General features: G+C 71.8%; 25 protein-coding genes. 20 read left to right on the top strand and 5 right to left on the bottom strand.

The window, feature by feature from the left end; genetic code table 11:
- The first annotated feature begins 9 nt into the window (after window positions 1-9).
- The 4 genes from EV385_RS28400 (at window position 10) to EV385_RS28415 (ending at window position 4,508) form a co-directional block, all read left to right on the top strand.
- On the top strand, window positions 10-1,272 hold the full coding sequence (locus tag EV385_RS28400; protein WP_130512230.1) for an FG-GAP repeat domain-containing protein: 1,263 nt from the start codon (window positions 10-12) through the stop codon (window positions 1,270-1,272).
- Window positions 1,273-1,335: 63 nt separating this feature from the next.
- On the top strand, window positions 1,336-2,052 hold the full coding sequence (locus EV385_RS28405) for a hypothetical protein (protein ID WP_130512231.1): 717 nt from the start codon (window positions 1,336-1,338) through the stop codon (window positions 2,050-2,052).
- Window positions 2,053-2,084: 32 nt separating this feature from the next.
- Window positions 2,085-3,281: an MFS transporter gene (locus tag EV385_RS28410; RefSeq protein WP_130512232.1), complete on the top strand. Its 1,197-nt coding sequence runs from the start codon at window positions 2,085-2,087 to the stop codon at window positions 3,279-3,281.
- Window positions 3,282-3,329: 48 nt separating this feature from the next.
- Entirely contained in the window at window positions 3,330-4,508 is a 1,179-nt protein-coding gene (locus EV385_RS28415) for an acyltransferase family protein (protein WP_130512233.1), read from the top strand.
- A 37-nt stretch (window positions 4,509-4,545) separates the two neighbouring features.
- Here the strand turns inward: EV385_RS28415 and EV385_RS28420 are convergent, their stop codons facing one another.
- The 3 genes from EV385_RS28420 to EV385_RS34080 all read right to left on the bottom strand — a co-directional run bounded on the left by EV385_RS28420 (window position 4,546) and on the right by EV385_RS34080 (window position 5,713).
- Entirely contained in the window at window positions 4,546-5,133 is a 588-nt protein-coding gene (locus tag EV385_RS28420) for a PilZ domain-containing protein (RefSeq protein WP_130512234.1), read from the bottom strand.
- A gap of 141 nt (window positions 5,134-5,274) precedes the next feature.
- Complete coding sequence (locus EV385_RS28425) at window positions 5,275-5,541, bottom strand: DUF4190 domain-containing protein (RefSeq protein ID WP_130512235.1); 267 nt, start codon at window positions 5,539-5,541, stop codon at window positions 5,275-5,277.
- A gap of 16 nt (window positions 5,542-5,557) precedes the next feature.
- Window positions 5,558-5,713 carry a hypothetical protein gene (locus EV385_RS34080; RefSeq protein WP_165449638.1) on the bottom strand — a complete coding sequence of 52 codons (156 nt, stop codon included), beginning with the start codon at window positions 5,711-5,713 and terminating at the stop codon, window positions 5,558-5,560.
- Window positions 5,714-5,797: 84 nt separating this feature from the next.
- On the opposite strand from EV385_RS34080, the gene EV385_RS28430 reads away from it, so the two are divergent.
- From EV385_RS28430 to EV385_RS28450, 5 genes are all read left to right on the top strand, one after another.
- Window positions 5,798-6,460 carry a TetR family transcriptional regulator gene (locus EV385_RS28430; RefSeq protein WP_130512236.1) on the top strand — a complete coding sequence of 221 codons (663 nt, stop codon included), beginning with the start codon at window positions 5,798-5,800 and terminating at the stop codon, window positions 6,458-6,460.
- 139 nt (window positions 6,461-6,599) lie between these two features.
- Window positions 6,600-6,941, top strand: a complete 342-nt coding sequence (locus tag EV385_RS28435; RefSeq protein ID WP_130512237.1) for a hypothetical protein — start codon at window positions 6,600-6,602, stop codon at window positions 6,939-6,941.
- Window positions 6,942-7,109: 168 nt separating this feature from the next.
- The gene (locus tag EV385_RS28440; RefSeq protein WP_165449639.1) at window positions 7,110-7,988 is read left to right on the top strand and encodes a hypothetical protein; all 879 of its coding nucleotides are present in this window, start codon (window positions 7,110-7,112) and stop codon (window positions 7,986-7,988) included.
- Window positions 7,985-8,296 (top strand): hypothetical protein, encoded by a 312-nt coding sequence (locus EV385_RS28445; RefSeq protein ID WP_130512239.1) that lies wholly within the window; start codon window positions 7,985-7,987, stop codon window positions 8,294-8,296. Before EV385_RS28440 ends, EV385_RS28445 begins: the two co-directional genes overlap by 4 nt.
- A gap of 133 nt (window positions 8,297-8,429) precedes the next feature.
- On the top strand, window positions 8,430-10,031 hold the full coding sequence (locus EV385_RS28450) for a GGDEF domain-containing protein (protein ID WP_242625118.1): 1,602 nt from the start codon (window positions 8,430-8,432) through the stop codon (window positions 10,029-10,031).
- A gap of 87 nt (window positions 10,032-10,118) precedes the next feature.
- On the opposite strand, the gene EV385_RS28455 is transcribed toward EV385_RS28450, so the two are convergent.
- The gene (locus EV385_RS28455) at window positions 10,119-10,712 is read right to left on the bottom strand and encodes a hypothetical protein (RefSeq protein ID WP_130512241.1); all 594 of its coding nucleotides are present in this window, start codon (window positions 10,710-10,712) and stop codon (window positions 10,119-10,121) included.
- A gap of 198 nt (window positions 10,713-10,910) precedes the next feature.
- On the opposite strand from EV385_RS28455, the gene EV385_RS28460 reads away from it, so the two are divergent.
- Window positions 10,911-11,759 (top strand): hypothetical protein, encoded by an 849-nt coding sequence (locus EV385_RS28460; RefSeq protein ID WP_130512242.1) that lies wholly within the window; start codon window positions 10,911-10,913, stop codon window positions 11,757-11,759.
- Here the strand turns inward: EV385_RS28460 and EV385_RS35825 are convergent.
- Window positions 11,740-15,045: a BTAD domain-containing putative transcriptional regulator gene (locus tag EV385_RS35825; RefSeq protein ID WP_130512243.1), complete on the bottom strand. Its 3,306-nt coding sequence runs from the start codon at window positions 15,043-15,045 to the stop codon at window positions 11,740-11,742. The two genes, EV385_RS28460 and EV385_RS35825, sit on opposite strands and share 20 nt — an antisense overlap.
- A gap of 184 nt (window positions 15,046-15,229) precedes the next feature.
- Between EV385_RS35825 and EV385_RS28470 the strand changes: the two genes are divergently transcribed.
- The 10 genes from EV385_RS28470 to EV385_RS28515 all read left to right on the top strand — a co-directional run bounded on the left by EV385_RS28470 (window position 15,230) and on the right by EV385_RS28515 (window position 23,037).
- The gene (locus EV385_RS28470; RefSeq protein ID WP_130512244.1) at window positions 15,230-15,676 is read left to right on the top strand and encodes a hypothetical protein; all 447 of its coding nucleotides are present in this window, start codon (window positions 15,230-15,232) and stop codon (window positions 15,674-15,676) included.
- 194 nt (window positions 15,677-15,870) lie between these two features.
- Window positions 15,871-16,779, top strand: a complete 909-nt coding sequence (locus EV385_RS28475; RefSeq protein ID WP_242625369.1) for an AEC family transporter — start codon at window positions 15,871-15,873, stop codon at window positions 16,777-16,779.
- A gap of 96 nt (window positions 16,780-16,875) precedes the next feature.
- Window positions 16,876-17,238, top strand: a complete 363-nt coding sequence (locus EV385_RS28480; RefSeq protein WP_130512246.1) for an ArsR/SmtB family transcription factor — start codon at window positions 16,876-16,878, stop codon at window positions 17,236-17,238.
- A complete protein-coding gene (locus EV385_RS28485) occupies window positions 17,235-17,717 on the top strand; it encodes an SRPBCC family protein (RefSeq protein WP_130512247.1) in 483 nt (160 codons plus the stop codon). Before EV385_RS28480 ends, EV385_RS28485 begins: the two co-directional genes overlap by 4 nt.
- A complete protein-coding gene (locus tag EV385_RS28490) occupies window positions 17,704-18,273 on the top strand; it encodes a TIGR03086 family metal-binding protein (protein ID WP_130512248.1) in 570 nt (189 codons plus the stop codon). Before EV385_RS28485 ends, EV385_RS28490 begins: the two co-directional genes overlap by 14 nt.
- A complete protein-coding gene (locus EV385_RS28495) occupies window positions 18,261-18,407 on the top strand; it encodes a helix-turn-helix domain-containing protein (RefSeq protein ID WP_130512249.1) in 147 nt (48 codons plus the stop codon). The genes EV385_RS28490 and EV385_RS28495 overlap by 13 nt, the downstream gene beginning before the upstream one ends.
- Window positions 18,408-18,722: 315 nt before the next feature.
- Window positions 18,723-19,739, top strand: a complete 1,017-nt coding sequence (locus tag EV385_RS28500) for an AvrD family protein (protein ID WP_165449640.1) — start codon at window positions 18,723-18,725, stop codon at window positions 19,737-19,739.
- Window positions 19,736-20,461: an ATP/GTP-binding protein gene (locus EV385_RS28505; RefSeq protein WP_130512251.1), complete on the top strand. Its 726-nt coding sequence runs from the start codon at window positions 19,736-19,738 to the stop codon at window positions 20,459-20,461. Before EV385_RS28500 ends, EV385_RS28505 begins: the two co-directional genes overlap by 4 nt.
- On the top strand, window positions 20,458-21,573 hold the full coding sequence (locus EV385_RS28510; protein ID WP_130512252.1) for an NADH:flavin oxidoreductase: 1,116 nt from the start codon (window positions 20,458-20,460) through the stop codon (window positions 21,571-21,573). The genes EV385_RS28505 and EV385_RS28510 overlap by 4 nt, the downstream gene beginning before the upstream one ends.
- Window positions 21,574-21,621: 48 nt before the next feature.
- Window positions 21,622-23,037, top strand: a complete 1,416-nt coding sequence (locus tag EV385_RS28515; RefSeq protein WP_130512253.1) for an MFS transporter — start codon at window positions 21,622-21,624, stop codon at window positions 23,035-23,037.
- Window positions 23,038-23,043: the final 6 nt, after the last annotated feature.

Here is a 23,043-nt window from a genome sequence, read left to right on the forward strand (position 1 = left end):
AACGCACTCATGACCGCTTCGGTCGCAGGACCCTTCCCGAAGCCGGAGTTCACCGCGGAAGTCGTCGCCGACCAGTTGCGCGACGGGTACTGGCTCGAGGCCGCCGACGTCGACGGTGACGGGCTGCCGGACCTCATCGGATGCGGTCTCACCCTCGGCGAGATCGCCTGGTACCGCAACGAAGACTGGGCCCGCAACCTCGCCGTCAACAAGGTGCACATGCCGGTCGGGCTGGACGTCGCCGACATCACCGGCACCGGCACCCCCGACATCATCGCCTGCTACGAGCTCTACGGACCCGGCGGCACGATCCACCACCCCAACGCCGAAGGCGGCAAGATCGACTGGTTGGAGCATCCGGGCCCCGACGGACTGCGGGAGGGCAGGACGTGGCAGCGGCGCTACATCGGCAACACCGTCGGCATGCACCGGCTGCGCGTCGGCCACTTCACCCGGACCGACCGGTGGGAGATCATCGGGTTGCCCATCGTCGCCATGGAGGGCGTCCACGCGCTGCTGCCCGTGGTGATGTTCACCCAGCCGGAGGATCCACGGTCGGCCGGGCCGTGGCCGATGACCGTCGTCGACGACACGCACTTCCGGATGATCCACGGCGCGACCCGCAAGTCCGGACTCATCCCGGACTCCGACCTGGACTCGCTGCTGCTCGCCTCCGACGAGGGCGTGACGTGGCTCTACTTCGACCAGGCCACGCAGGCCTGGCGGCGTGAGCTGATCGGTACGGGCGAACTCGGCGTGTTCGAGCGGACCGGGTTCAAGGGCAGCGGTGACGTCGACTCCGGGCGGATCGGTGACGATCCGATGGCCTACGTCGCCGCGATCGAGCCGTACCACGGCAACAGCGTGGCGGTGTACGTACGCGACGGGGCCGGGGGTGACGCATCGCCCGGCTGGCGACGGGTCCTGCTCGACGTCTTCGGAGAACCGAACGAGAACGGTGAAGGCACCGGTCATTCGGTGCTGTGTGCCGATTTCGACGGTGACGGCGACGACGAGTTCCTCATCGGACTGCGCGGTCCGGCACCGTGGCAAGGCGTCTTCCTGTACAAGGCGATCGACGTCGGCAACGGCGTCTTCGTGAAGTGGCGGGTCGCCACCGAGTCCGCGGCACGGGTCATCGCCGCGGACTTCAACGGCGACGGAACGCTCGACTTCGCCACGATCGCCTACAAGGTGCCGCACTACTACGAGGCGCCCGACGCGAAGCTCATGGTCTACCGCAACGGGCTGGGCAAGCCGGCGCAGAGGTAGCCGGAACCACTGCGGTGCCGCGGCCGCCCGCGGGCACCGCCACCGCAGCGCGAAAGGATCGACATGTCCTCCCGCAACCGGATCACCCCCCTGCCGTTCTCCGGCCGGCACGTCGAGGCACGGGTCGTCACCGACGTGCGGGACTTCCCGCTCACGGGCCGGGTCATCGTCGTCAACCTCGACACCACGCCCGCCTACCTCGCCCGCCTGCCCCGGACGCCGATACCGGCGTTCTCGTCGACCATCGCGGTCGACAGCACCCTCGCGCAGGCGAAAGCGGTGGTCCTGCTCCAGGTGCTCGACGAGCAGCCGGTGTCCGGCATCACGGACGAGCCCGGGTGGCAGCACTTCACCGACATCGCGGGACCGGACGCCTTCCCCCGCACGACACCGCTGTACCGGTCGGCGCGGGCCGAGGTGGGCACCGTCCGCTTCGACCCGCACGCCGCGCTCGGCGCGACCCACCCCGGCAGCCGGCCCCGGGACTTCACCGTGCGGCTCATGCTCTGGTACTGCCCGCCGGACACCGCCTGCGGCATCCACAACAGGCACGACTTCATCGAGACCCACGCACAGGTCGTCGGCCACGGGCGGATGCAGAAGTTCGCCGACCAGGAACCCGCAAGCCTCTACGAGGACGTGCTCATGAGTCCCGGATACGCGACACCCGTGCCGTTCTGCGGGATCGGGCCGGACACCACCTTCACCTACCCGTGGCACCAGTACAAGGCGGACACCGACTGCGTCTGGCTCGCCGTCGAGTACCACCTTGCCGACTGAGCACGCCGAGAACCCGCCGAGGAGAAGCACCCATGCCCGTGGCCCTGCTGGCGTTGGCGATCAGCGCGTTCGGCATCGGTACCACCGAGTTCGTCATCATGGGGCTGCTGCCCGAGGTGGCCACCGATCTGCACGTCAGCATCCCGGTGGCGGGCAGCCTGGTGTCCGGGTACGCGCTGGGCGTGGTCGCCGGGGCACCCGTGCTCGCGCTTGCGGCGGCCCGGGTCAATCGGCGCCACGCCCTGGCCGGGCTGATGCTGCTGTTCGTGGCCGGCAACCTGCTGTGCGCGGTGGCGTCGAACTATCCGGTGCTGATGACCGGCCGGGTGGTGGCCGCGCTGTGCCACGGCGCGTTCTTCGGCATCGGCTCGGTACTCGCGGCGGACCTGGTCGCGCCGCACCGGCGGGCCAGCGCCATCGCCCTGATGTTCAGCGGGCTGACGCTGGCCAACGTGCTCGGCGTGCCGCTCGGCACCGCCCTCGGACAGCGGTTCGGCTGGCGCTCGACCTTCTGGGCGGTGACCGCCATCGGGCTGGTCAGCCTGGTCGGCCTGCTCCTGTTCGTGCCGGGTGACACGGTGTCGCGCCGGGAGACCCTGCGCGCGCAGCTCGCGCCGCTGCGCCGCGTCGAGGTCTGGCTCGCCCTGGCCACCACGGTGCTCGGGTTCGGCGGGCTGTTCGCCTCGTTCACCTACGTGGCGCCCATGATGACCGAGGTCGCGGGCTTCGCGCCGGGCACGGTGACGTGGCTGCTGGTCCTGTTCGGCGCGGGCCTGTGTATCGGCAACGCGGTCGGCGGCCGGCTCGCCGACCGTTTCCCCGCCCGGTCGCTGCTCGTGCTGCTCGCACTGCTCTGCGGGGTGCTGGTCGCGTACCGGTTCACCGTCGCCACTCAGGCGGGCGCGGCCGTCACGCTGTTCCTGGTCGGCGTGGCCGGCTTCGCGACGGTTCCGGGCCTGCAGATGCGGGTGATCGAGGAGGCGGGCGGCACGACGACCCTCGCGGCGGCCGTCAACATCGCGGCCTTCAACCTCGGCAACGCCGTCGGCGCCTACCTCGGCGGTGTGGTCATCGACGCCCGCCTCGGCTACGCCGCCCCGAACCTCGCCGGCGCCGTACTCGCCGCCGGTGGCCTGATCCTGTGCGCCGTCGGCGTTCGGCGCAGCGCGCGCCGAAGGGCACGCAACGCCGCGGCGGACCCGGCCGCCCGGCCGAGGGTCGCCGCCTGACCGCCATCTCGCACCGCCCGGTTCCCACACTCGGAAAGGCAGTCACCCATGCCCGAAAACCGCCGACCAGCGGAGCAGCTCCGCTCGCGCCTGCCCTCGCTCACCGGCTTGCGCTTCTTCGCGGCGTTGCTCGTCTTCTGCTTCCACGTCACGCTGGCCAACTCGCCCATCCCGCCGAACAAGCCGATCAACCCGTTCGCGGATCCCGCTCTCGCCGACGCCTCGGCGTGGTTGTTCAGCAAGGCGGGCTACCTCGGTGTGTCGTTCTTCTTCGTGCTCAGCGGTTTCGTGCTGACCTGGTCGTCGCGCGAGGGCGAGGGCGTCGGGCCGTTCTGGCGGCGGCGGCTGCTGAAGATCTTCCCCAACCACCTGGTGATGTGGGCCGCCTCGATGCTGCTGTTCGCCGCCGCCATCACGCCCTGGTCCGCCTGGCTGCCCAACATCTTCCTGGTGCATTCGTTCTTCCCGCAGGCCGACATCTACGTCGGCGTCAATCCACCCAGCTGGACGCTCTGCTCTGAGCTGCTGTTCTACCTGGCGTTCCCGTTCCTGATCCGGCCGATCCGCCGCATCCCGGTCCGGAGTCTGTGGTTCTGGGTGGCCAGCGCGATCGCAGCCATGGTGGCGGTGGAGCTCGTCACCCAGTTCCTGATCCCCGACACCCCGCGCTCGCCGATCACGCCGGTCTCCACCACGCAGTTCTGGTTCGGGTACATCTTCCCGCCGTCGCGGCTGTTCGAATTCATCATCGGAGTCCTGCTGGCGCGCATCCTCCTGGCCGGAAAGTGGCCCGCGGTGACCATTCCGCAGGCCCTGCTGGCCACCGTCGGCGGCTACGTGGCGGCGCTGTACGTACCGTTCCTCTACGGCTTCACGGTGGCCACCATCGTTCCGATCGTCGCCCTGATCGGCGCCGTCGCCGCCGCGGATCTGCGCGGCACCTCGGGCCTGCTGGCCCGGCCCACCATGCGGTGGCTCGGCGAGGTCTCCTTCGGCTTCTACCTCTGCCAGGGCGTCACGGTGTTCTATGTGCGGCGGCTGCTCGGGCATGAGGACGGCTTCGGCACACCGGCGGCGCTCGCGGTCATCGTGCTGTTCCTCGGCGTCACCCTCGCGGGTGGATGGCTGCTCTACGCCCTGGTCGAACGGCCCGCCATGCGGCGCTGGGCGCGTAGCCGCAAACCACGGGAGGTTACGGAGCCGGCGGTGCCCACCCCGGCCCGCTGACCCCGGCGGCGGTCGATCACGGTGGTCCCGGGCCTGCTCAGCGCGCCGCGCAAAAGGCGCGCAGGGCAGCCTCGTCGGCCGGGTCCATCCATTCGTATGTGCCGCGCAGCTGGTCGGCCCGCTGGTCGACCGTCGTGACCGTCGCCGTCATGTCGCCCCACGGCATGCTGATGTGCAACAGGGTTCGCACGATGCCGGGCGGCAGGTGGATGCTGTCAGCGGGCGCCGCCCGCAGCAGCAGGCCGCTGGTGGACACGTCCTCGACCTGGCCGGACAACGCCACGAGCCGACGGCCCGGTTCGGAGTCGAGCTGGGCGGTGCCCGTCGCGGCGTACGTGCCGGGGCGCCGGGGGGCACCGCGTCGCTGGACGACGTCGGTCGGTGGGTCGCCGGTGAGGGTCACGGTGCCGCCCCGGAACTCCGCCTCCACCCAGGTGACGCCGGCGCTGCTGACCAGTTCGAGGATGCCGAAGCGGCGGCTGCCCGGGCCGTCCGGACCGAGCACCGGGATCGGCGGAAGCTCGGCCGTGAACGCCGCGCTGACCTCGGCCAGCACGATCAGCGCGAGCGGCTGCTCACCCGGACACCGCAGCAGGAGCGTGCTGCCCGCCGGGACCGTGATCATCGGATCTCCCCGCTCGTAGGGTCCGCCTCACCGAACGGTCTCACGGCCGGCTCCGGGGCGGCGGCCCTGCTGCGGTCCGTCACGCTTGCGGCGTACGGTCAGGAACCGGTTTCGATCCCGGGGCGGTTGCGAGCGGTCCGGCTAGACGTGCCAGACGAGGCTGCCGTGCTGGAGTTGAGCGGCCATCAGGGCAGCCAGCACGACCAGGTCGGCCACCCCGAGCGCGACTCCGATCAGGCCCGCGTTGCGGCTGGGCGTGCCACTGCCGTGCCGGCGGGCGGTGATCGCGCCGAGGACGATGGCGATCGGACCGAACATGACGTTGAAGAAGAACAGGCCGGCCACGCCCAGTGCCACGGAACCCACTGCGCGGTCGTCGAGGCTGCCGACGCGTCGGACGAAGTTCATGGCGGTCCTTCCTGGATCAGTGACGCCGGGCGAGGGTCGCGGCGCGCCGGGCGCCGAGGAGAATCGCGCCGGCCAGCACTGCGCCGACCGCGATGAGCAGGGGCTGTCCGGTGAGCAGGGACGGGCCGACGACCACGGCGATCAGCGCGATCGTCACCATCAGTGTCGCCATCCGCCGCCTCCCTTCAGTTGACAGTTGTTTACTGAAACACCCTAGGCCTCCGGCGCCTCAGTGGACAGGTGTTTACTGAGTGACATGAACCACCGCCACCCGGCGCCCCCCGACCGGCTCAGCCGACCGGAGCAGAAGGCGCGCACCAGGCAGGCGCTGCTCGACGCGGCGCTGGCCCTGATGGAGCATCGGAGCCTGAGCAGCATCGGTCTGCGCGAGATCACTCGCGCGGCGGGCGTCACGCCGACCGCCTTCTATCGTCACTTCCCCGACCTCGGGAGCCTCGGCGTGGCCCTCGTCGACGAATGCCTCGGCACCCTGCGGGCCACCATCCGCACCGTCCGCGACGGACTCAGCTCCAGCGACGAGGTGATCAACCGGTCGATGGACGTCCTGGCCCGGCAGGTGCGCGACCATCGGGAGCATTTCCGCTTCGTCGCCCGGGAACGCCACGGCGGTGTGCCGGCCGTTCGCGCCGCGATCGCGGAGCAGCTCGATCTGTTCGCCGTCGAACTGGCCACCGATTTCGCCGACGACAAGCTGCTCGGCGGCCCCCGCTTCGACCGATGGATCGCCGCCGACCTGCGGATGGTCACCAGCCTGATCGTCAACCACATGGTGTGGACCGCTGCGGCGCTGCTCGACGCCGCGCCGGACTCCGCCGACGCGGAAGCACGGGTGATCGACGCCGCCAGCCGTCAGCTGCGCCTGATCGTGCTCGGCGCCCGGCAATGGGCCACCAGCTGACCATGAACGCGCGCGCCGTGCTCCGCGTCTGAGCCACCTGTGGCTCGTCCGCGACCAGGCACGGCGGCCTTTCTCGACACTCACCGGGTGAGCGGCCGGTACGTTCCGTTTCGGCCGGTGGCGTGCCTACGATCAGGTCGTGACCGATGACGAGGCCCGGCGTGCCGAACTGAACCAGCGGGAGAAGCGCATGGCCCAGCGCGAGGCCGGGTTCGACATCCGGCAGCGCGACGCCGACCAGCGGGACATCGACGCGGAACAGCGCGATTCGGTCGCCGACATGCGCGACCATGCCGCCGGCGAACGGGAGCGGGCCGCCGACCGGCGTGAGCGGGCCGCCGACGAACGGGAGCGGGCCGCCGACGAACGGGAGCGGGCCGCGGACCACCGCGAGCGGACGGCCGACCAGCGCGAGGCTGATTTGAGTCAGCGGGAGATCGACAACGAGCTCGCCGAGTGGGACACGCCACCTCGGAGTTGAGCCGGCGGAGCGACCTGCTTCTCCTCGTCCGTGCTCAGGTGGTGCGTGAAATCGTTCGCCTGGGTCGGGTTGGTCATGTATGGGACGTTGTCGTCTCAAAGCTATGAACCCTCGTGCAGTGACCGGACCTGCGGTGTACGTTCCCCCTGTCTCGATAGGGAGGTATCGATGCCGAAGCGGCTTCTCCGGTTATTTGTCATCTTTGTAGCCGGATTAAGTATTTCTACGATGGTGGCGGCTCCCGCGCTGGCCACGGAGTCCGACCCGCGGAGTCCGACTCCCGCGAGGACCGCGACCCAGGCGCCGATCGCCGAGGTGCGACCCGCGGAAAGGTCCCTGGCGAACGCCAACGCGGCCACCGCCACCGAACTGACACCCCTGGCCCCGGCACTGCCTCCTGGCGTCAGCACCAGAACCTGGTCGGTAGAGGACTTCGTCGAACTCTTCGAGCGCAAGTACGGCCGGCCGATGACCCAGGACGAAAGGAACGCCCTGGCGCGCGGCTGCATCGGTGTCACCACCGTCAACCTCGAACGCGGGAACATCAACCCGCCGCTCGGCATGTCCTTCGGCACGTTCGCGACTTCCCGCGACGTACAGAACGCGATCAACGACATTCTGGCCACCAACCCGAGCCGTACCCAGTTCGTCGCGGCCGTGGCGCAACACCCGCTGCTGAGCCGGATAGACAACGTCACCGATTCGTTGCCCGGCGGGCCGACCTCGCAGTGGACCGCCGTTATCTTCTCGAAGCGGTTCTACTCCAAGCAGGACCCATCGTGGACGGATGAGCAGGCCGACCAGGCGTTCCGCCCGGATCCGGCGACCGGCCAGGTCGACATGACCGACTACCGCTACCGGGCAAAGCCGGGATATGTCAACTTCGACTACGGGTGGTTGGATGAGGGCTCCGGAAACTGGTGGCACGCAAACCACGCGGAGCCGGGGATGAAGGTGTACCAGAGCACCCTGAGGCATTACTCCCGCCCGTTGCTGGACTTCGACCGTCAGGTCTTCTCCGTGACGTTCGGACGAGTTCACCCATGACCATCGACCACCTCGTGGGCCAGCGCGTGACGGTGCGCGGCGTCGCGGGCGACGCCGCCGGCGGTGCGGTGGTACTCGCCGGCGAAGGCACGCCGGTGTACCTCGCGCGCATGGCACGCTGGGACACCCTCGCCGGCAGCACGATCGAGGTCACCGGCGAACTCGACCGGACGGAGATCGCCCCGCTGCGTTCGGCGCCGGGGGAGCCGGCAAGCCACGGTGCTCCGGGGCGCCAGTACGTCCTTCGGAACTACACGCCACCGCGCTCGGCGGCGAACGGCGAAGGCCCGAGCGTGCGACCAGCTTGACCAGCTGAGCAGCGGATCCAGCCCCGGTTCCCCGGTGCCCTAAAATCGGGCTCACAGTGCGTCCCGGAAGTGCTCATCCGGAGACGCCCGGGCCCCGATGAGGCAACGGGAAACCGGGCTGGGGGTGGTTTCGTTGGACGGCAGCGCGACCGGCGCCGAGGAACTGTCGGCCGCCCTGCTGGCGTTGGAGGACCAGTTCGCCGGGGACGCCGAGGGTGGTTACGCCGCCGCCCTGGAGTTCGAACGCCAGGCGGTCGCCCTGGGCGATGAGCACCTGCTCGCCCGTGCCCACCTGTGCCAGATCATCATGCTCCAGCGGACCGGCGACGTCGCCGGGGCCGCGCGGCGGATCTACGGCGTCCACGACTGGGCCGTCCGGCACGGCGATCGCCGGCTGCAGGCCCGCGTCCACCTGGCGTGGGCGAACATCGAGCAGTTGTCCGGTGACGCGGCCCGGTTCCTGGAGCACGCGCTGAGCGCGGTGGAACTGCTCGACGAGACCGCCACCCCGTACATGCAGATCCTGCACCGCACGAGGCTGGCCGATGCGCTCGCGCTCAACGGTGAGATGGATTCGGCCCGGCTGCGATACCGCCAAGCCGAGGTGCTGGCCCGGGAGCTGCACCAGTGGGAGCGGCTCACCGTGGTGCTCAACAACTGGGCGTATGCCGAGTACGACGCCGCCGACTTCCTGCGGGCCCGCGAGATCGCCCACCGGATGCAGGAGCACGCCGCGGCGCACGGCTTCGATCTGCACGCCACGGAGCTGGACACGATCGGCGTGATCCAGATCGAGAACGGCGAGTACGCCGAGGCCGAGCAGACGATGCTGGCGTGCATCGCCCGCCGGGAGGCCGGGCAGAGCGACGTCGCCGACGATCTGGCCGACTACCTGCTCACCCTGGCCCGCGCCCAACGCGGTCTCGGCGCGATCGACCAGGCCCAGGCGAGCCTGGCCGCCTCCCGCGTGCTGTGCCTCGAGTCCGACCTGCATGCGGTCCTGGTCCGGGTGCACCAGGAACAGGCCGAACTGCACGCCGCCCGGGGGGAACACGCCGAGGCGTTCGCGGCCCTGAAGCTCTCCTTCGCCGCGCGGGAGAAATCGCTCGCGCTGCAGGAGCAGGAACAGGCACTGGCCCGGCACGCACTCTTCGAGACCGCCGAAGCCCGGGAGGAAGCCGACCGCTTCCGCGAGCAGGCCCGCCGCGACCCGCTCACCGGGCTGCGCAACCGGCGCTACGTCGACGAGGAACTGTCCGCCCTCATCACCGCCGACCCGGAGCTGATCGTGGCGATCGTCGACATCGACCACTTCAAACGGATCAACGACCAGCTCTCCCACGACACCGGCGATCAGGTACTCGTCCAGGTCGCGAAGCTCCTGGACACCGAACTGGCCGCCGCTGTCCCGGACGGGTTCACCGCCCGGCTCGGCGGTGAGGAATTCCTCCTCGTGCTGCCCGCCACCCCGATCGCGCTGGCGGTCCAGCAACTGGATCGGATCCGCCGGGTCATCAGCGAGCACGACTGGCACGACACCACCCGCGGGCTGCCCGTGACCGTCAGCATCGGCGTCGCCGGAGTCAGCGAAACGTACCCGCGTAGCCAGACCTCCGCCCTGTCCACCGCGGACCGCAACCTCTACGCGGCGAAACACGCCGGACGCAACCGCGTCGTGGCCGGCAGCGAGCCGGATCGGCGCACCCGCGCCTACCGCGATCGCGGCGCACCGTGACGGGCGGGGGCCGGGCCGCGCCGGTCGCGCGGCCCGGCCCCCGCTACCGGCTCCCCGGTTCGGCGCCGGGTGCGGCTCCGGCGGCGTTCAGTCGTTCTGCTCGACGGACAGGAGCCAGTCGTCCATCGTGGCCGTCAGGTTGTTGTTCGCGGCCAGGTCGACCACGCGCCACCGAACCGCGATCGTGTAGTTGCCCGGCCCGAGGCGGGTGCAGGACTGCAGCGCATGCGACCCGCCCACACCCGTGGTGAAGGTCGGGTCGTTCAGCGGTGCCATCGGCGTCGCCACGCCACCCGCGATGACCACGATCTGCAGCTGGACCAGGTCCGCCGGCACCGTCACGGGCACCGGCTGACCGGCGAGCACGACCTCACCGGTGAAACGTACGACGAACTGGTCGTTGTCGTTGTTGGGCACGGTGACCGGCACGCCGGAGGTGGCGAGAGGCACGAAGGCCCCGGTCTCGCCGATCGTGACCGGCGTGTCGTTCATCCGGGCGAGCGAGGCCTCCTGCGGACCGCCGTTGCAGCCGGCCGGGCCCCGTTCGTGCGGGATCTGCGGGTCGTCGGCTGCGGCGAGCCGCTGCGCCGAGGTGGCGGCGAGCGCGGGGGCGGTGAGTGCGGCGCCGACAAGCAGGGCGAGCGGCGCGACCCACCACGTACGTCTGGTTGGGAATTGCATGGTTCCTCCTCTGACCGGCGCCGGGGTGGCGCTGTGCCGCACACCGTGCCAGGGCGTGGTCATGGCGACGTCAGGGTCGGATCAGCGCGCGACTGTCGGGTTCACGGCACCGGACCATGACGTCACCCTGACGCCGCTGCGGAGCATCGACCGCAGCTGCCGCCGACCGGCGGCAGACGGCACGAGAAGGAGCGTTGTATGTCGCGACCATCATTGATCAAGTGGGCGGCCGCCGGCCTGGCCGCGGGTCTGCTGGCCCCGGCCGGTCCGGCACGGGCGATCGGCGCACCGGACCGGGCGACCGCGACCAGCGCGGTCAACGCGCAGCCGGTCAAGGCGGCCACGGCGACCTGCCCCGACGGCACGGTGCGCTATGCCGGCGGCGGAGCCGTCAACTACGGCCCGGCCGGTGGCGGCGGGGTAGCGCTGACGGGAATCGTCCCGGACGTCGACGGCGAGTCGGTCACCGTGACCGCCGCCGCGTCCCCGGGTCACCGCGGAACCTGGTCCGTCACGGCGTTCGCGATCTGCACGGGCTCCGTGCAGCCGTGGCGGATCACCGAGTCCGGCACCGGCACCGCCACCGCGGCATGTCCGGGCGAGACCCGGCTGTTCGGCCTCGGGTTCCAGATCTCGGGCGCGCCGTGGGCCGGTCAGGTGCGGGAGATCGCACTGGACCCGGACCTGACCCGGGTCCGGGTCACGGCCGGCGGCCCGGCCACGGTCACCGCGATCGCGCTGTGCCGCCCACCGGCGGCGGACATGCGCCGGCCGCGTGCCGCGACCGACACCGCCGGCTGGCCGAAGACGGTCACGCGACAGGACGACGATCCGGACCTTTCCGTGTACGCCACCGGCGCCACGGTGACCGGTCCCGAGGCCGCCACGCTCGACGCGATCGTGCCCGGCCCCGACGGCGGGTCGACGTGGGCGCGCGCCACGCTGGCCGGCACGTCGGCCGGGCAGGCCGGACGGTTCCGCGGGGCCGGCGGCGGTGACGGCGGGTCCGTGACCATGGACGCGGCGCTCATCGGGACCTTCCATTGACGGTGACGCCGACAGGGCGGGACGTTCCATCGACGGCGCGGGGCGTCCCGCCGGTGGCGGGGGAGACGGGTACGGCCCGGGGCGCGAGCAGGCTCCGCTCCGGTGGCCGTACGCCGATGGCCCGCATGGCCTCGCCGTACCGGTCGAACGCCCGGCGCGCCTCGCCGTGCCGGCCCGCCCCGACCAGGCGACGCACGAGATGACGGTGTGCCGCCTCGTCGTACGGGTCGCGTTCCAGCAGCCGCAGCAGATACCCGACGGCCGCGTCCACGCCCGCGGCGCTGACCTGGACGAGCATGCGCAACATGCTGAGGTACGCCGCCCGCGTCTGCTCGCGCAGCGGGCCGGACCACGGCGCGTACGGTTCGTCCTCGAAGGCGTCGCCGCCGTGGTGCTTCTCGACGGTGACGAGCAGCTCCCGGGTCTCGGCCACGTGCCCGGCGTCGAGCTGCCGGCGGGCCTGCGCGACGAACGCGAGGAAGTCCTCGACGTCGACGCGGGCCCGGGTCACGTCGAGGGCGATGCTCGCCTGGTCGGCGACGAGGTAGTGGTCGGAGGCGTACGCCCGGGACGGGTCCAGCACCGCGCGCAGGATGGAGAGCAGCACCGAGAGCCGGTGTCCCGTCTTGGCCGGATCGTCGTCGGGCCACAGCAACTCGCACAGTTCGTCGCGGGGCATCGGCCGCCCGCGCCGGGCCACCAGGATGCGCAGCAGGTCCCGCGCCTTGCGCGACTGCCAGCGCGACGGCGGCACCGGTTCACCGTCCACGCGTACCTCGAAGCGGCCCAGGGCCTGGATCGCGACCGGGGCCGCAGGGGCCATCGGCTCGGTGGCGGCGACCGCCTCACCGGGCCGGCCGGTCACCGGCGGCAGGCCGGTCACGACGGCACCGGCCGCGTTCAGGCGTTCGGCGGCCAGCAGACCGCGGATCCGGTCGTCCGGCCCGGCGCCGGGTAGCCGGCTGATCGTCACCATGACGCGTGCGGCCTCCACGCTCGCCCCGGCGTCCGTCCAGATCGCATGGCATTCGCGGAGCGCGGCCCGGGCCCGGCCCGGATCCGCGTCCGCACCGCCGGTTCGCGCCGCGCCCCGCAGTTCCAGCGCGTCAGCCAGGCCGGCACGGTCACCCTGGGCGCGGGCGGCCGCGCAGGCCCGGTCCGCCAGCTCGCCGGCCCGCTGGGCGTCACCGCGGCACAGCGCCACCCAGCCCTGCGCCAGCAGCGCCGGAACAGCCGTGGCCGCGGCGGCCGTCCGCGCCGCGGCGGCGGCATGACCGGCCGCGCCGTCCAGGTCGTCGGCCAGCAGCGCCAGCGCCAACCCGGCTTGCGCGGGTACGAGCACATGCGCGTTCCCGGCCTCACCGGCCACCCGGATGGCCGCGTCGTAGGCCGCCCGCGCCTGCTCACGCCAGCCCCGCCGGCGATAGACCTCGCCGAGCCCGAGCTGAGCCCCCGCCACCCGCCGCGACCCGATCACCCGGTACGCCGAGATCGCGCACTCGTATCGCCGGATCGCCTCGTCGAAGTGTCCGAGCATGGCCAGCGCGTCGGCCTCGTTGCAGGTGGCGATCGCCCGCAGGCTCGGCTGGCGGGCGGCCGCCGCGTACCTGGCGCAGGTGCGGGCCGCCGCCAGCGCCTCGTCGTAGCGCGCGGCGCACAGCAGCCGGTACGTACGGTTGGTGTAGATCCGTGTCAGCAGGACCACGTCGCCGATGCGTTCGGCGACGGGCAGCGCGAGACGGTAGTGCTCCTCGCTGGCGGTGTCGTCGCCGAGCGCGCCCAGGCACAGGGCGACGCTCACGTGCGCGGTGGCGAGTGCCGCCGTCAGCTCGTCGTCGTCGGCCGGGGCCGCGGCGGCCACCGCGTCGCGCGCGTGGCGCAGGGCCGCTTCCGGGCGACCGGCGAGCAGGTGCGCGTTGGCCGTCCAGGCCGCCAGCAGCGCGGCGTCGGCGGGCGGGTGCGGGCCGGGCCCGGCCTCGGCGAACGCCGCCAGCGCGGCGCGCGCATCCCCACGCTGATAGTGGATGCGACCGGTACGCCAGGCCAGCGCGGCGCTGCCGGCCGGCAACCCGGGCGCGGCCGCCGCGTGGGACCGCGCGGCGGCCTCCAGCGCGCCGGTCGCCCGCTGGGCATCGCCGAGCAGCAACCACAGCCGGGGCGTACACAGTGCGACCGGCAGCGCGGTGAGCAACTCCACCACGGTCTCCGCGTGGCCGCCACCGAGCATGGCCTCGCCGTGCCGGTCGAGCACCCGGGCGGTGTCCGCGGACCGCCCGGCTCGGTGGTATGCGAGCGCGGCGGCCACGGGCGGACCGTGCTCGTCGAAGAAGCCCGCCGCGACCTCGGCCGCCCGCCCGCATCCGGGTGCCTGCCGCGCCGGTCCGCTGACGCCGGTCGCCGGGCGGGAACCGGTGCGCCGCGACGACCGGACGACCTCGGCGAGCACCGGGACGACGCGCTGGCACGGCGCCGGTCCGCCGGGCAACGGCCGGGGGGAGCTCGCGGCGCTCAGCAGGCCGCTGGCGGCAAGCAACCGTACGATCTCGTCGGCCTGCGGATGGCCCAGCGCCCGGCACAGCTCGGCGCCGACCGGGGCCAGGTCGCCCACGTGCGCGAGCAGCCGCACGGCCGCGTCGGGTAGCGCCGGCAGCACCTCCTCGTCGAGGTAACTGGCGATGAGACCGCCGGGTGCCGCGATCACCGGCAGCAACGGCCCGTGCGGCACCCCGCTGGTCCGCAGCGTCTCCGCGGCGAGGTGGACCAGGGCCGGCCAGCCCGCGGTCGCCTGATGGATGCGCTCGGGCAGCTCCTGGGCGTGCGCGTCGGATCCGGCGGCCACCCCGGTCAGGTCGTAACCGGTGAGCAGGTCGGCGATCTGTTCGACCGGCAGCGACAGCTCGGCGGGCCCGACGTCGACGCGCGCGAGGGCGGGCGCCGCGGTGCCGGGCGGCCACCGGGAGGCCAGGATGACGTCGACCGGACCCGCCGCCCCGGCCAGTCCCTCCAGGGCCCGGGCCAGCGAGCGCGGCGTGCCGTCCGGCAGGCGGGGCAGGTCGTCGAAGACGATCTGACCGGCGCCGGCCTGTACCTCGTCGACCACCACGCCGGCGAGCGCGTCCACGGGCTCATCCGGCCCGGGTGGCAGTCCGCGATGCCAGCTCGCCCGGGCGGCGGAATACCAGTCGCGCATGGCGGTCGTCTTGCCGTAACCCGCCGCGGCGGCCACCACCCGGCACGTGACCCCGGGCGCCGCCGATGCGTGCCGCCTGTTCTCCGTCGGATGCACCGCGCCTCCCGGATACAGCCTCACCGGCGCTGGTCACGGGCACAATCCAATGTCGTGAAGGCGCCACCGGGCCGGAAGCGACGGCTCCGCCGTGAGGCGACGCTGAGCGTGCCGTGACGGTGATCCGGAGTGTCGGCGTCAGCGGCGCCACCGAGGTGCCGAAATCGGCAGAGGAGACAGGCACATGAACGCTTCAACGAAGACCGGACGGACCCTGATGGCGCTCGGTCTGGCCGCCGCCGGCCTGACCGGCGCCGCCCTGCAGCCGGCTCCCGCCGCGGCGGCCACCAGCTGTGACTTCGCGATGGTGTCGCTGAAGGCCCGCAACCTGCAGACCGACAACGGCAGCCAGGAGGACTTCGTCTGGCTCAAGGTGGAGGACCGATGGTTCCCCGCCGGCGGCGACGGAGTGCAGTACGACCTGGGCGAGACCCATTTCCCCGGCCTGTTCGGAAACCCGATCGCCGGGTTCGGCTCCAGCGGTCTGGAGGTCCGCCTGGTGCTGGACAAGTGGCCGGGCAACATCACGGTCGAGCGCGAAACCATCGCGTGCGACGAGGTCACCAACGCGACCCGGACCTTCAGCAACGGCGACGCCGTGTACGACCTCGTCTACAACGTCACGGACTGACGGGCGGTCGTCGCGCCTGCCTCCCTCGCGTCGAGGACGCTCACCGACGCGGGGGTCAGGCCGCCATCCCGGGGCGACACCGTCGACGACATCCACCGCGAGGTGGACGGCGTCGAAGTTCCCGCCAGGGCATTTACGATCTTCGTGGCGTGTGCTGTCCCGGACGCGCGCCCGAGGGGAATGACCGAGTGAGCATGTTGTCCGCGTTCGTGCCGATCTGGATTCTCACCACCATCGGCTACGCGGCGCGTCGCTGGGGGCTGATGGGCGAGACCGCGACGGCGGTTCTCGGCCGGTTCGTCTTCCATCTGGCGATGCCGGCCGTGCTGTTTCTGACCCTGTCCCGGATGCCGTTGTCCGGATTCTTCGGCCGGTCGCTGCTGGCCTTCGCGGTGAGCGTGGCCGCGGTCGTCGGGGTCGGCTGGGCCGGCGCGAGCCGGCTGTTCGGCCGCAAGCCCGCTGAGCGGCCGATCTGGGGCATGGCCGCCGGATACGTCAACTCCGCGAATCTCGGCATCCCGATCGCCACGCAGATCCTCGGGAACGTGACGTTCCTGGCCCAGGTCGTGCTGCTGAACGTGTTGGTGGTGACGCCGGTGATCCTGGGCGCCCTGGACCGTCATCGCGATCCGGCCGGGCGGGTACGGGTCCGCCAGATCGCCACCCTGCCGGTCCGCAACCCGGTCATCCTCGCGTCGCTGCTGGGCATCCTGTGCTCGGCCGCCGACCTGCACCCCCCGTCGCCGGTCGTATCGTCGCTCACCCTGTTGTCGGGCGCCGCGGTACCCACCGCACTGGTCGCGCTCGGCGCGTCGCTGCACGGCGCGGGCGCGCCGCGGGTGGAGCCGGCCGAGCTGGCCGTGATCACCGCGTTGAAGCTGGTCGTGCAGCCGATCGTTGCCTGGGCGGCCGGGTTGGCGTTGCACCTGTCCGCGCCGCAGCTGCTCGCCGTGGTGGTGTGCGCGGGCCTGCCGACCGCGCAGAACACGTTCATCTACGCCCAGGAGTACGGCACCGGCGAGGCGGTGGTCTCGCGGGCGGTGGTGGTGACCACGACACTGTCGCTGGCCACCCTGGCCGCGTCGGCCGCACTGCTCGGGTGAGCGCTCATCTGCGGTTTCAACTCATCGGTTGACACCCGTCGGTGGCCGGGGATAGGTTGACTTTCAACTGGAGGGTTGAAACGCGGAGGAGGGGCCATGGCCGCCGACACGCTGTCGCGGGTCTTCGCGGCGCTCGCGGATCCGACCAGGCGCGACATGGTGGCCCGGCTCTCGGCGGGCGACGCGACCGTGAACCAGCTCGCCGAGCCTTACCCGATGACGCTCCAGGCGGTCTACAAGCACCTCAAGGTCCTGGAGGACGCCGGCGTGGTGAGCCGGCCGGCGGGGCCCCAGCCTCGGCCGGTCCGGCTGGAAGCGGAGGTCTTCGACCTGATGGACAAGTGGATCGAGCGCTACCGGCGCCAGGCCGAGGAGCGGTACCGCCGTCTCGACGCCGTACTGGCGCAGATGAACCAGGACACGACCACCGACCAGACCGAGCAGGGGAGCGCGGCATGAGCACCATCGCCGAGACCACGATCGAGGCCGACCCGAAGCTGCCGATCATCCGAATGCGCAGGGAATTCACCGCCACACCCGAGCAACTGTTCCGGGCGCACACCGATCCGCGGCTGTTCGCGCAGTGGGCCGGTCCCAACGGCATGCAGACCCGCGTCGAGGAATGGGACGCGCGCTCCGGCGGCAGCTGGCGCTACGTCGCCACCCGCGACGGAGAGCGGTACGCGTTCCGTGGCTGCTTCCACGACGTCCGGCCGGAGCGGATCGTCCAGACGTTCACCTTCGAGGGGCAACCCGACGGCGTGGCGCTGGAGACGCTGTGGTTCGAGGACCTCGGCGGCGGGCGGACGCTGCTGCACGCCCAGTCCCTCGTGGACAGCTTCGAGGACCGCGACGCGTGGCTGGCCAGCGGCATGGAGGTCGGGGTCAACGAAGGCTACGCCAAGCTCGACGGGATGCTCGCCGATGGCACTGTCTGACCAGCCCGCCGAGCGGCACCGGCAGGTCGGGCGCGGGTTCACCGACCGGGTTCGGGGCGCCCGGTCGTGGGACGCGCCCGCGCCGGTCGCCGGGTGGACGGCCCGCGACGTGGTGCGCCACCTGACCGAGTGGTTCCCGGCGTTCCTGGCCAGCGGCTCCGGCGTCCGGCTCCCCGCCGGGCCGTCGGTCGACGACGACCCCGTGGCCGCGTGGCAGACCCACTGCGACGCGGTGCAGTCCCTGCTCGACGACCCGGCCACGGCGGGCCGCGTGCTGTCCAACCCGCACCTCGGTGAGCTGCCGCTGGACCGCGCGATCGACCAGTTCTACACCGCCGACGTGTTCATGCACACCTGGGACCTGGCCCGGGCCACCGGCCAGGACGACCACCTCGACGAGGACTTCTGTGCGCAGCTGGTGGCCGGGATGGAGCCGATGGAGGACATCATCCGCTCGTCCGGGCAGTACGGCCCCCGCGTGCCGGTGAAGGACAACGCCGACGCGCAGACCAGACTGCTGGGCTTCATCGGCCGCGATCCGGAGTGGACCGCCTGACCTCGGCCGGTCGGGCGCTGGGCGACAGCCGGTGGATCCAGACCGTACGCGGCGTCGGCTTCCGTCTCGGCTACCTCGCCGCGCCGGTCATCGCCGCGTCGGTCTCCATGTCCTCGGCCGTACCCGCCGTCTGAGGGCGCGACGCGGCGCCCGTCGCCGAACCCGTGCGGGGACGCCCTCCGTGACGAGTGCCATACCGCGATGGCAAAGGCACGCCGTGCAGGCCCGTGGCCCGGCAATGTGGATTGCGCGGTATGTCAAAGCAATGTCAAGGATCGACCAAGTCGGATCGGGTTCGCTGTCAGTCCCGGGCCTCAGCTCGTATCCTCTGTCATCACTGCCCGATGGGGCGCACGGTGGTGCCCCCGCCGGGGCACCACGTGTCGAGCCGCGGAAAGCACACCGGACCCGCGTCCGGCCCGGCCGCGTTCGATCTGAGGAGCAGGGCGATGCTCGTGTCGAGAATCCGGAACGATGACCTCGTCGAATCCGGCCCAGCCCCGCGCGCGGACCACGTCGACGACTACCTGGGACCCTCCGCCGAGCGGTTCTTCGGCTCCGGCTACAAGCGGGTGTCCCAGCGGATCACGGGCCTCGCCTGGATTCCCGAGCCGGACCTGCCGGCCGGAGGCGAGGCCGAGGTCACCTATCCCGACGACTGGTCGTCGAAGAGTCACAGCCTCGCCGACGCCGTTCACCTCAGCACCATCGACGCGCTGGTCCTGAGCCTGCGGTTGGTGGAGACCTACCTGCGCTCGCGCCTGGGCCTGACCGCCGACCAGGTGGCCCGTGCGTGGCTGCGCCGGTACACGATGCGACCCGGTTCCCGGCCGCACACCGATCTGCGCAGCGTGCCGCTGCGGATCGCGCTGGGCGAGAGCCGCCCGGGCGCGGGGGGATGGCTGTCCACCGAGTTCGTGTGCGTGGTCGGTGGCATCAAGGTCCGGTGCCATGTGGAGCACGAAGCGGGACGCCTGCCCGCACAGGCTCCGCTGTCCCCGGTCACGGCGGCGTATCACGCGGGTGGATATCGTTTCCGGACACACGAGATCGGGGGCATCGTGATGCGGACCGACAACCGGTCCATTGCGGCGACCGTGGATGTCCGCGACGGTGCGCGGACCGAGGCGGGTGGCGGTGAGCTGGGCTCGGCGTACCAGCCGGCGATCACGCTGGTCGACGCCACGCTGGTGTACGCCCAGGTCGCCCAGATCCTGATGTACACGCTGGACGGGCTGCGCCGCGGCGAGACGAACACGCTGTGGATGCGGTCGGTCGACATGGCGCGCAGCGGTCCGGGCCCGGCGCTGTCCGGACCGGTGTCGTGCGACTCGCAGGTGACCCGGAGCTCTACGCTGGACTTCGCCGGTGGGCGCTGGCGGGTGTCCACGATGAAGGGCACCTTCGCCGACACCACCGTCACGCACGCGCTCGGCCACCGGCTGCCCGAGGTGGCGAACGTATGAAGCTGGCCATCTCCGGGACCTACTCGTCCGGCAAGACGACGACGTCGATCGCGCTGTCCCGGCTGACCGGGATTCCCCGCACGTACGCCAAGACGATGCGGGAGATCCTGCCCGCGCTCCTGCCCGGCCGGCGGCTGGAGGACTGCGGCATCCCGGAACTGCTGCAGCTCGGCATGGTGCGCTACGCCGAGCGTGCGGTCCACGAGAGCCATCTGCCGGACGGCTTCATCTCCGACGGATCGTCGCTGCACGAGTGGGTGTACGGCCGGACGCGGGTGGCGGTCGGCCTGCACCCCGGCACCCGGCAGGACGGGGACGGCTTCCGGTCGGAGACCGAACGCGCCTTCTTCGCCCAGGTCATCGACGCCATGGGCGCCGTCATGCGGCGGCACGCGCTGCAGACCTACGACGCGTTCGCCCACCTGCCGATCGAGTTCCCGCTCGCCGCCGACGGGCACCGGCCCGTCTCCGAGGAGTTCCGGGCGAAGTCCGACCGGTTGCTGCTCGACACGCTGCGCCAGGCGGGCATGCCGGTGTACATCATCGGGGGATCGCTGCCCGACCGGCTCAACGCCCTCGTGCGGACCTTCGACCTGCCGACGGTGATGCCGGTCGAGCGGGCCATCGGCCTCGCCCACGCCGAGATGAGCCGTCTGGACACCTCGGACGAGATGACCCGCCAGCGTACGGCGGCAGCCCCCGCACCGGAAGGACGCAAATGACCACTGCAGCGGTGGAGAACGCCCTGCTCACGACGTTCGACGTCGGCCGGCTCCGGTTGCGTAACCGGGTCGTCATGGCGCCCATGACCCGGGAGGCGTCGCACGACGGCACGCCGACACCCGCGATGATCGACTATTACGTGCGCCGGGCCGCCGGTGGCGTCGGACTGATCATCACGGAGGGCACGACCGTCGCGCACGAGGCCGCCCGCAACCGGACCGGCATCCCCGTCTTCCACGGCGACGCCAACCTGCAGCGCTGGTCCGAGCTGGTCGCGGCCGTGCACGCCGAGGGCGCGGCGATCGTGCCCCAGCTCTGGCACGTCGGCATGGACCGCAAGGTCGGCGACCCACCGGACCCGCTCGTGCACCCCGCCGGGCCCTCCGGCGTCGACCTGCACGGCGCCGTGGTCGCCGATCCGTTGAGCAGCGCGCAGATCGACGACATCGTCGCGGCGTTCGGCACCGCGGCGGGCGAGGCCCAGCGGCTCGGATTCGACGGCATCGAGCTGCACGGGGCACACGGCTACCTGATCGACCAGTTCCTCTGGTCACGTACCAACCGGCGGACGGACCAGTACGGCGGCGACATCGCCCGGCGGACCCGCTTCGCGGCCGACGTCGTCCGGGCTTGCAGGTCGGCGGTGTCCTCCGACTTCCCCATCATCTTCCGGCTCTCGCAGTGGAAGATCACCGATTTCGATGCCCGGCTGGCGGCCTCGCCGGCCGAACTCGAGGAGATCGTCTCCCCGCTGGCGGCCGCGGGAGTGGACGTGTTCCACTGCTCGACGCGCCGGTACTGGGAGCCCGCGTTCGAGGGATCGCCGTTGACGCTGGCCGGCTGGGTCCGCCACATCACGGGGCTGCCGACGATCGCGGTGGGGTCGGTGGGCCTGCGCGACAGCGACTTCATCTCGACGCTGCTGACCGGCGCGGGGGCGGCAGTGGAGGGGCTCGCGCGGGTGGCGGAGTTCCTGAACCGTGGCGAGTTCGACCTCGTCTGCGTGGGTCGCGCGCTCATCTCCGACCCGGCGTGGGTCAACAAGATCGCGGCCGGGCGGCACGACGAGCTCGTCCCGTTCGACGCCGCCGATCTCGCCCGGCTGTACTGAGGCACGCGACACCGATGCCCGACGGCATCCCGTACGACAGGAGGGTTGATGTCCGTCGCCGACAGTGCCGCGACATCGCGTTCGGAACCGACCGGGGCCCGTTCCGGGGACGGCGTCAAGATTCTGGCGCTGGCGATCGGATTCGTGATGGCCACCCTGGACGCCACCATCGTCACCGTGGCGGCCGTCGACATCGCCGATGACATCGGGATGGGGGTGGCGGGCCTCACCTGGCTGATGGACGGCTACATCCTGTCGTTCGCGTCGCTGCTGCTGTTGTCGGGATCGCTGGCCGACCGGTTCGGGGCCCGGCGTACGTATCTGGCCGGGCTCGCCGTCTTCATCGTGGGCTCGACGATGTGCGGACTGGCCGGCGGCGGCACCTTCTTGATCGTCTCTCGCATCGTCCAGGGTGCCGGTGCCGCGTTGTTCATGCCGAGCTCGCTGAGCCTGCTGGTGGGGGAGTTCCCGGAGCCACGGCGCCGGGCGACCGTGCTCGGGCTCTGGACCGCCATCGTCTCGACCGCCTCGGGGCTGGGGCCGGCGATCGGCGGTGTGCTGGTGGGCACGCTCGGCTGGCGCAGCATCTTCCTCATCAACATCCCGTTCGGGATCGTCGGCGCCGTTCTCACGCTGCGACGGATCAGCCCTTCACCGCGGCGTCCCCGGTCGTTGAACCTGGCCAGCAACGCCGCGGCCGCCGGTCTGGTGGCGGCCCTGTCGATCGCGCTCATCGAAGGCCCGCACCTGGGGTGGGGCTCGCCGCGGATGATCGCCCTGGGCGCGGTGGCGGTCATCGCGGCCGGCACGCTCATCCTGGTGGAACGCTCCGCCGCCGACCCGCTCATGCCGCGTTCCCTGCTGCACAACCCCGTGTTCGTCTCGGCCACCGCGATCGGGTTTCTGTTGAACCTCGCGCTCTTCGGCTCGATCTTCATGCTCGGTGTGTTCATGCAACGGGCCTGGGGGCTGACGTCGATGACGGCGGGGGTGTGGCTGCTGCCCATGATGGCGGTGTTCGTCCTGGGCAACCTGACGTTCGCGCGTCTCGCGCGGCGGGTCGGCAGCCGTCGACCGGTGCTGGTCGCGCTTCCGCTGGCCGCGGCGTGCGTGGCGACGATGGTGACCATCTCCGCGTCGACGCCCTACGTGGTCCTCGCCGTGCTCGTCGGCGTCGCCAACTTCTGCGTCGGCGTGACCGTTCCCGCGCTGACCGCCACGCTCATGGAGGCGGCGGGCAGCCACGCCAACACGGCCGGCGCGCTGCTGAACGCCAACCGGCAGGTGGGGGCGCTGCTCGGGGTCGCGGCCGTGGGAACGGTGCTGGCCAGTGCGGGCGACTGGTACCGGGCGGCCTCGGTGGGGTTCGCCATCACCGCGCTGGCGTACGGCGCGGCCGGGGCCCTGGCCTGGCGCTTCACCCGGGGCGAAGCCACCGCTCGCCCCGCACCGGCCGCCAGGTAGCCGTGC

It is taken from the genome of Krasilnikovia cinnamomea (assembly GCF_004217545.1).
Taxonomy (GTDB): domain Bacteria; phylum Actinomycetota; class Actinomycetes; order Mycobacteriales; family Micromonosporaceae; genus Actinoplanes; species Actinoplanes cinnamomeus.

What these genes read in the sequence shown, in the direction of transcription:
- EV385_RS28515 (WP_130512253.1), top strand. Translation starts at nt 21,622, where the DNA reads ATGTCCGTCGCCGACAGTGCCGCGACATCGCGTTCGGAACCGACCGGG.
- EV385_RS28505 (WP_130512251.1), top strand. Translation starts at nt 19,736, where the DNA reads ATGAAGCTGGCCATCTCCGGGACCTACTCGTCCGGCAAGACGACGACG.
- EV385_RS28510 (WP_130512252.1), top strand. Translation starts at nt 20,458, where the DNA reads ATGACCACTGCAGCGGTGGAGAACGCCCTGCTCACGACGTTCGACGTC.
- EV385_RS28430 (WP_130512236.1), top strand. Translation starts at nt 5,798, where the DNA reads ATGAACCACCGCCACCCGGCGCCCCCCGACCGGCTCAGCCGACCGGAG.
- EV385_RS28490 (WP_130512248.1), top strand. Translation starts at nt 17,704, where the DNA reads ATGGCACTGTCTGACCAGCCCGCCGAGCGGCACCGGCAGGTCGGGCGC.
- EV385_RS28460 (WP_130512242.1), top strand. Translation starts at nt 10,911, where the DNA reads ATGTCGCGACCATCATTGATCAAGTGGGCGGCCGCCGGCCTGGCCGCG.
- EV385_RS28415 (WP_130512233.1), top strand. Translation starts at nt 3,330, where the DNA reads ATGCCCGAAAACCGCCGACCAGCGGAGCAGCTCCGCTCGCGCCTGCCC.
- EV385_RS28440 (WP_165449639.1), top strand. Translation starts at nt 7,110, where the DNA reads ATGCCGAAGCGGCTTCTCCGGTTATTTGTCATCTTTGTAGCCGGATTA.
- EV385_RS28405 (WP_130512231.1), top strand. Translation starts at nt 1,336, where the DNA reads ATGTCCTCCCGCAACCGGATCACCCCCCTGCCGTTCTCCGGCCGGCAC.
- EV385_RS28425 (WP_130512235.1), bottom strand. Translation starts at nt 5,541, where the DNA reads ATGAACTTCGTCCGACGCGTCGGCAGCCTCGACGACCGCGCAGTGGGT.
- EV385_RS28410 (WP_130512232.1), top strand. Translation starts at nt 2,085, where the DNA reads ATGCCCGTGGCCCTGCTGGCGTTGGCGATCAGCGCGTTCGGCATCGGT.
- EV385_RS28485 (WP_130512247.1), top strand. Translation starts at nt 17,235, where the DNA reads ATGAGCACCATCGCCGAGACCACGATCGAGGCCGACCCGAAGCTGCCG.
- EV385_RS28500 (WP_165449640.1), top strand. Translation starts at nt 18,723, where the DNA reads ATGCTCGTGTCGAGAATCCGGAACGATGACCTCGTCGAATCCGGCCCA.
- EV385_RS28420 (WP_130512234.1), bottom strand. Translation starts at nt 5,133, where the DNA reads ATGATCACGGTCCCGGCGGGCAGCACGCTCCTGCTGCGGTGTCCGGGT.
- EV385_RS28455 (WP_130512241.1), bottom strand. Translation starts at nt 10,712, where the DNA reads ATGCAATTCCCAACCAGACGTACGTGGTGGGTCGCGCCGCTCGCCCTG.
- EV385_RS34080 (WP_165449638.1), bottom strand. Translation starts at nt 5,713, where the DNA reads ATGGCGACACTGATGGTGACGATCGCGCTGATCGCCGTGGTCGTCGGC.
- EV385_RS28470 (WP_130512244.1), top strand. Translation starts at nt 15,230, where the DNA reads ATGAACGCTTCAACGAAGACCGGACGGACCCTGATGGCGCTCGGTCTG.
- EV385_RS28475 (WP_242625369.1), top strand. Translation starts at nt 15,871, where the DNA reads ATGTTGTCCGCGTTCGTGCCGATCTGGATTCTCACCACCATCGGCTAC.
- EV385_RS28400 (WP_130512230.1), top strand. Translation starts at nt 10, where the DNA reads ATGACCGCTTCGGTCGCAGGACCCTTCCCGAAGCCGGAGTTCACCGCG.
- EV385_RS28445 (WP_130512239.1), top strand. Translation starts at nt 7,985, where the DNA reads ATGACCATCGACCACCTCGTGGGCCAGCGCGTGACGGTGCGCGGCGTC.
- EV385_RS28480 (WP_130512246.1), top strand. Translation starts at nt 16,876, where the DNA reads ATGGCCGCCGACACGCTGTCGCGGGTCTTCGCGGCGCTCGCGGATCCG.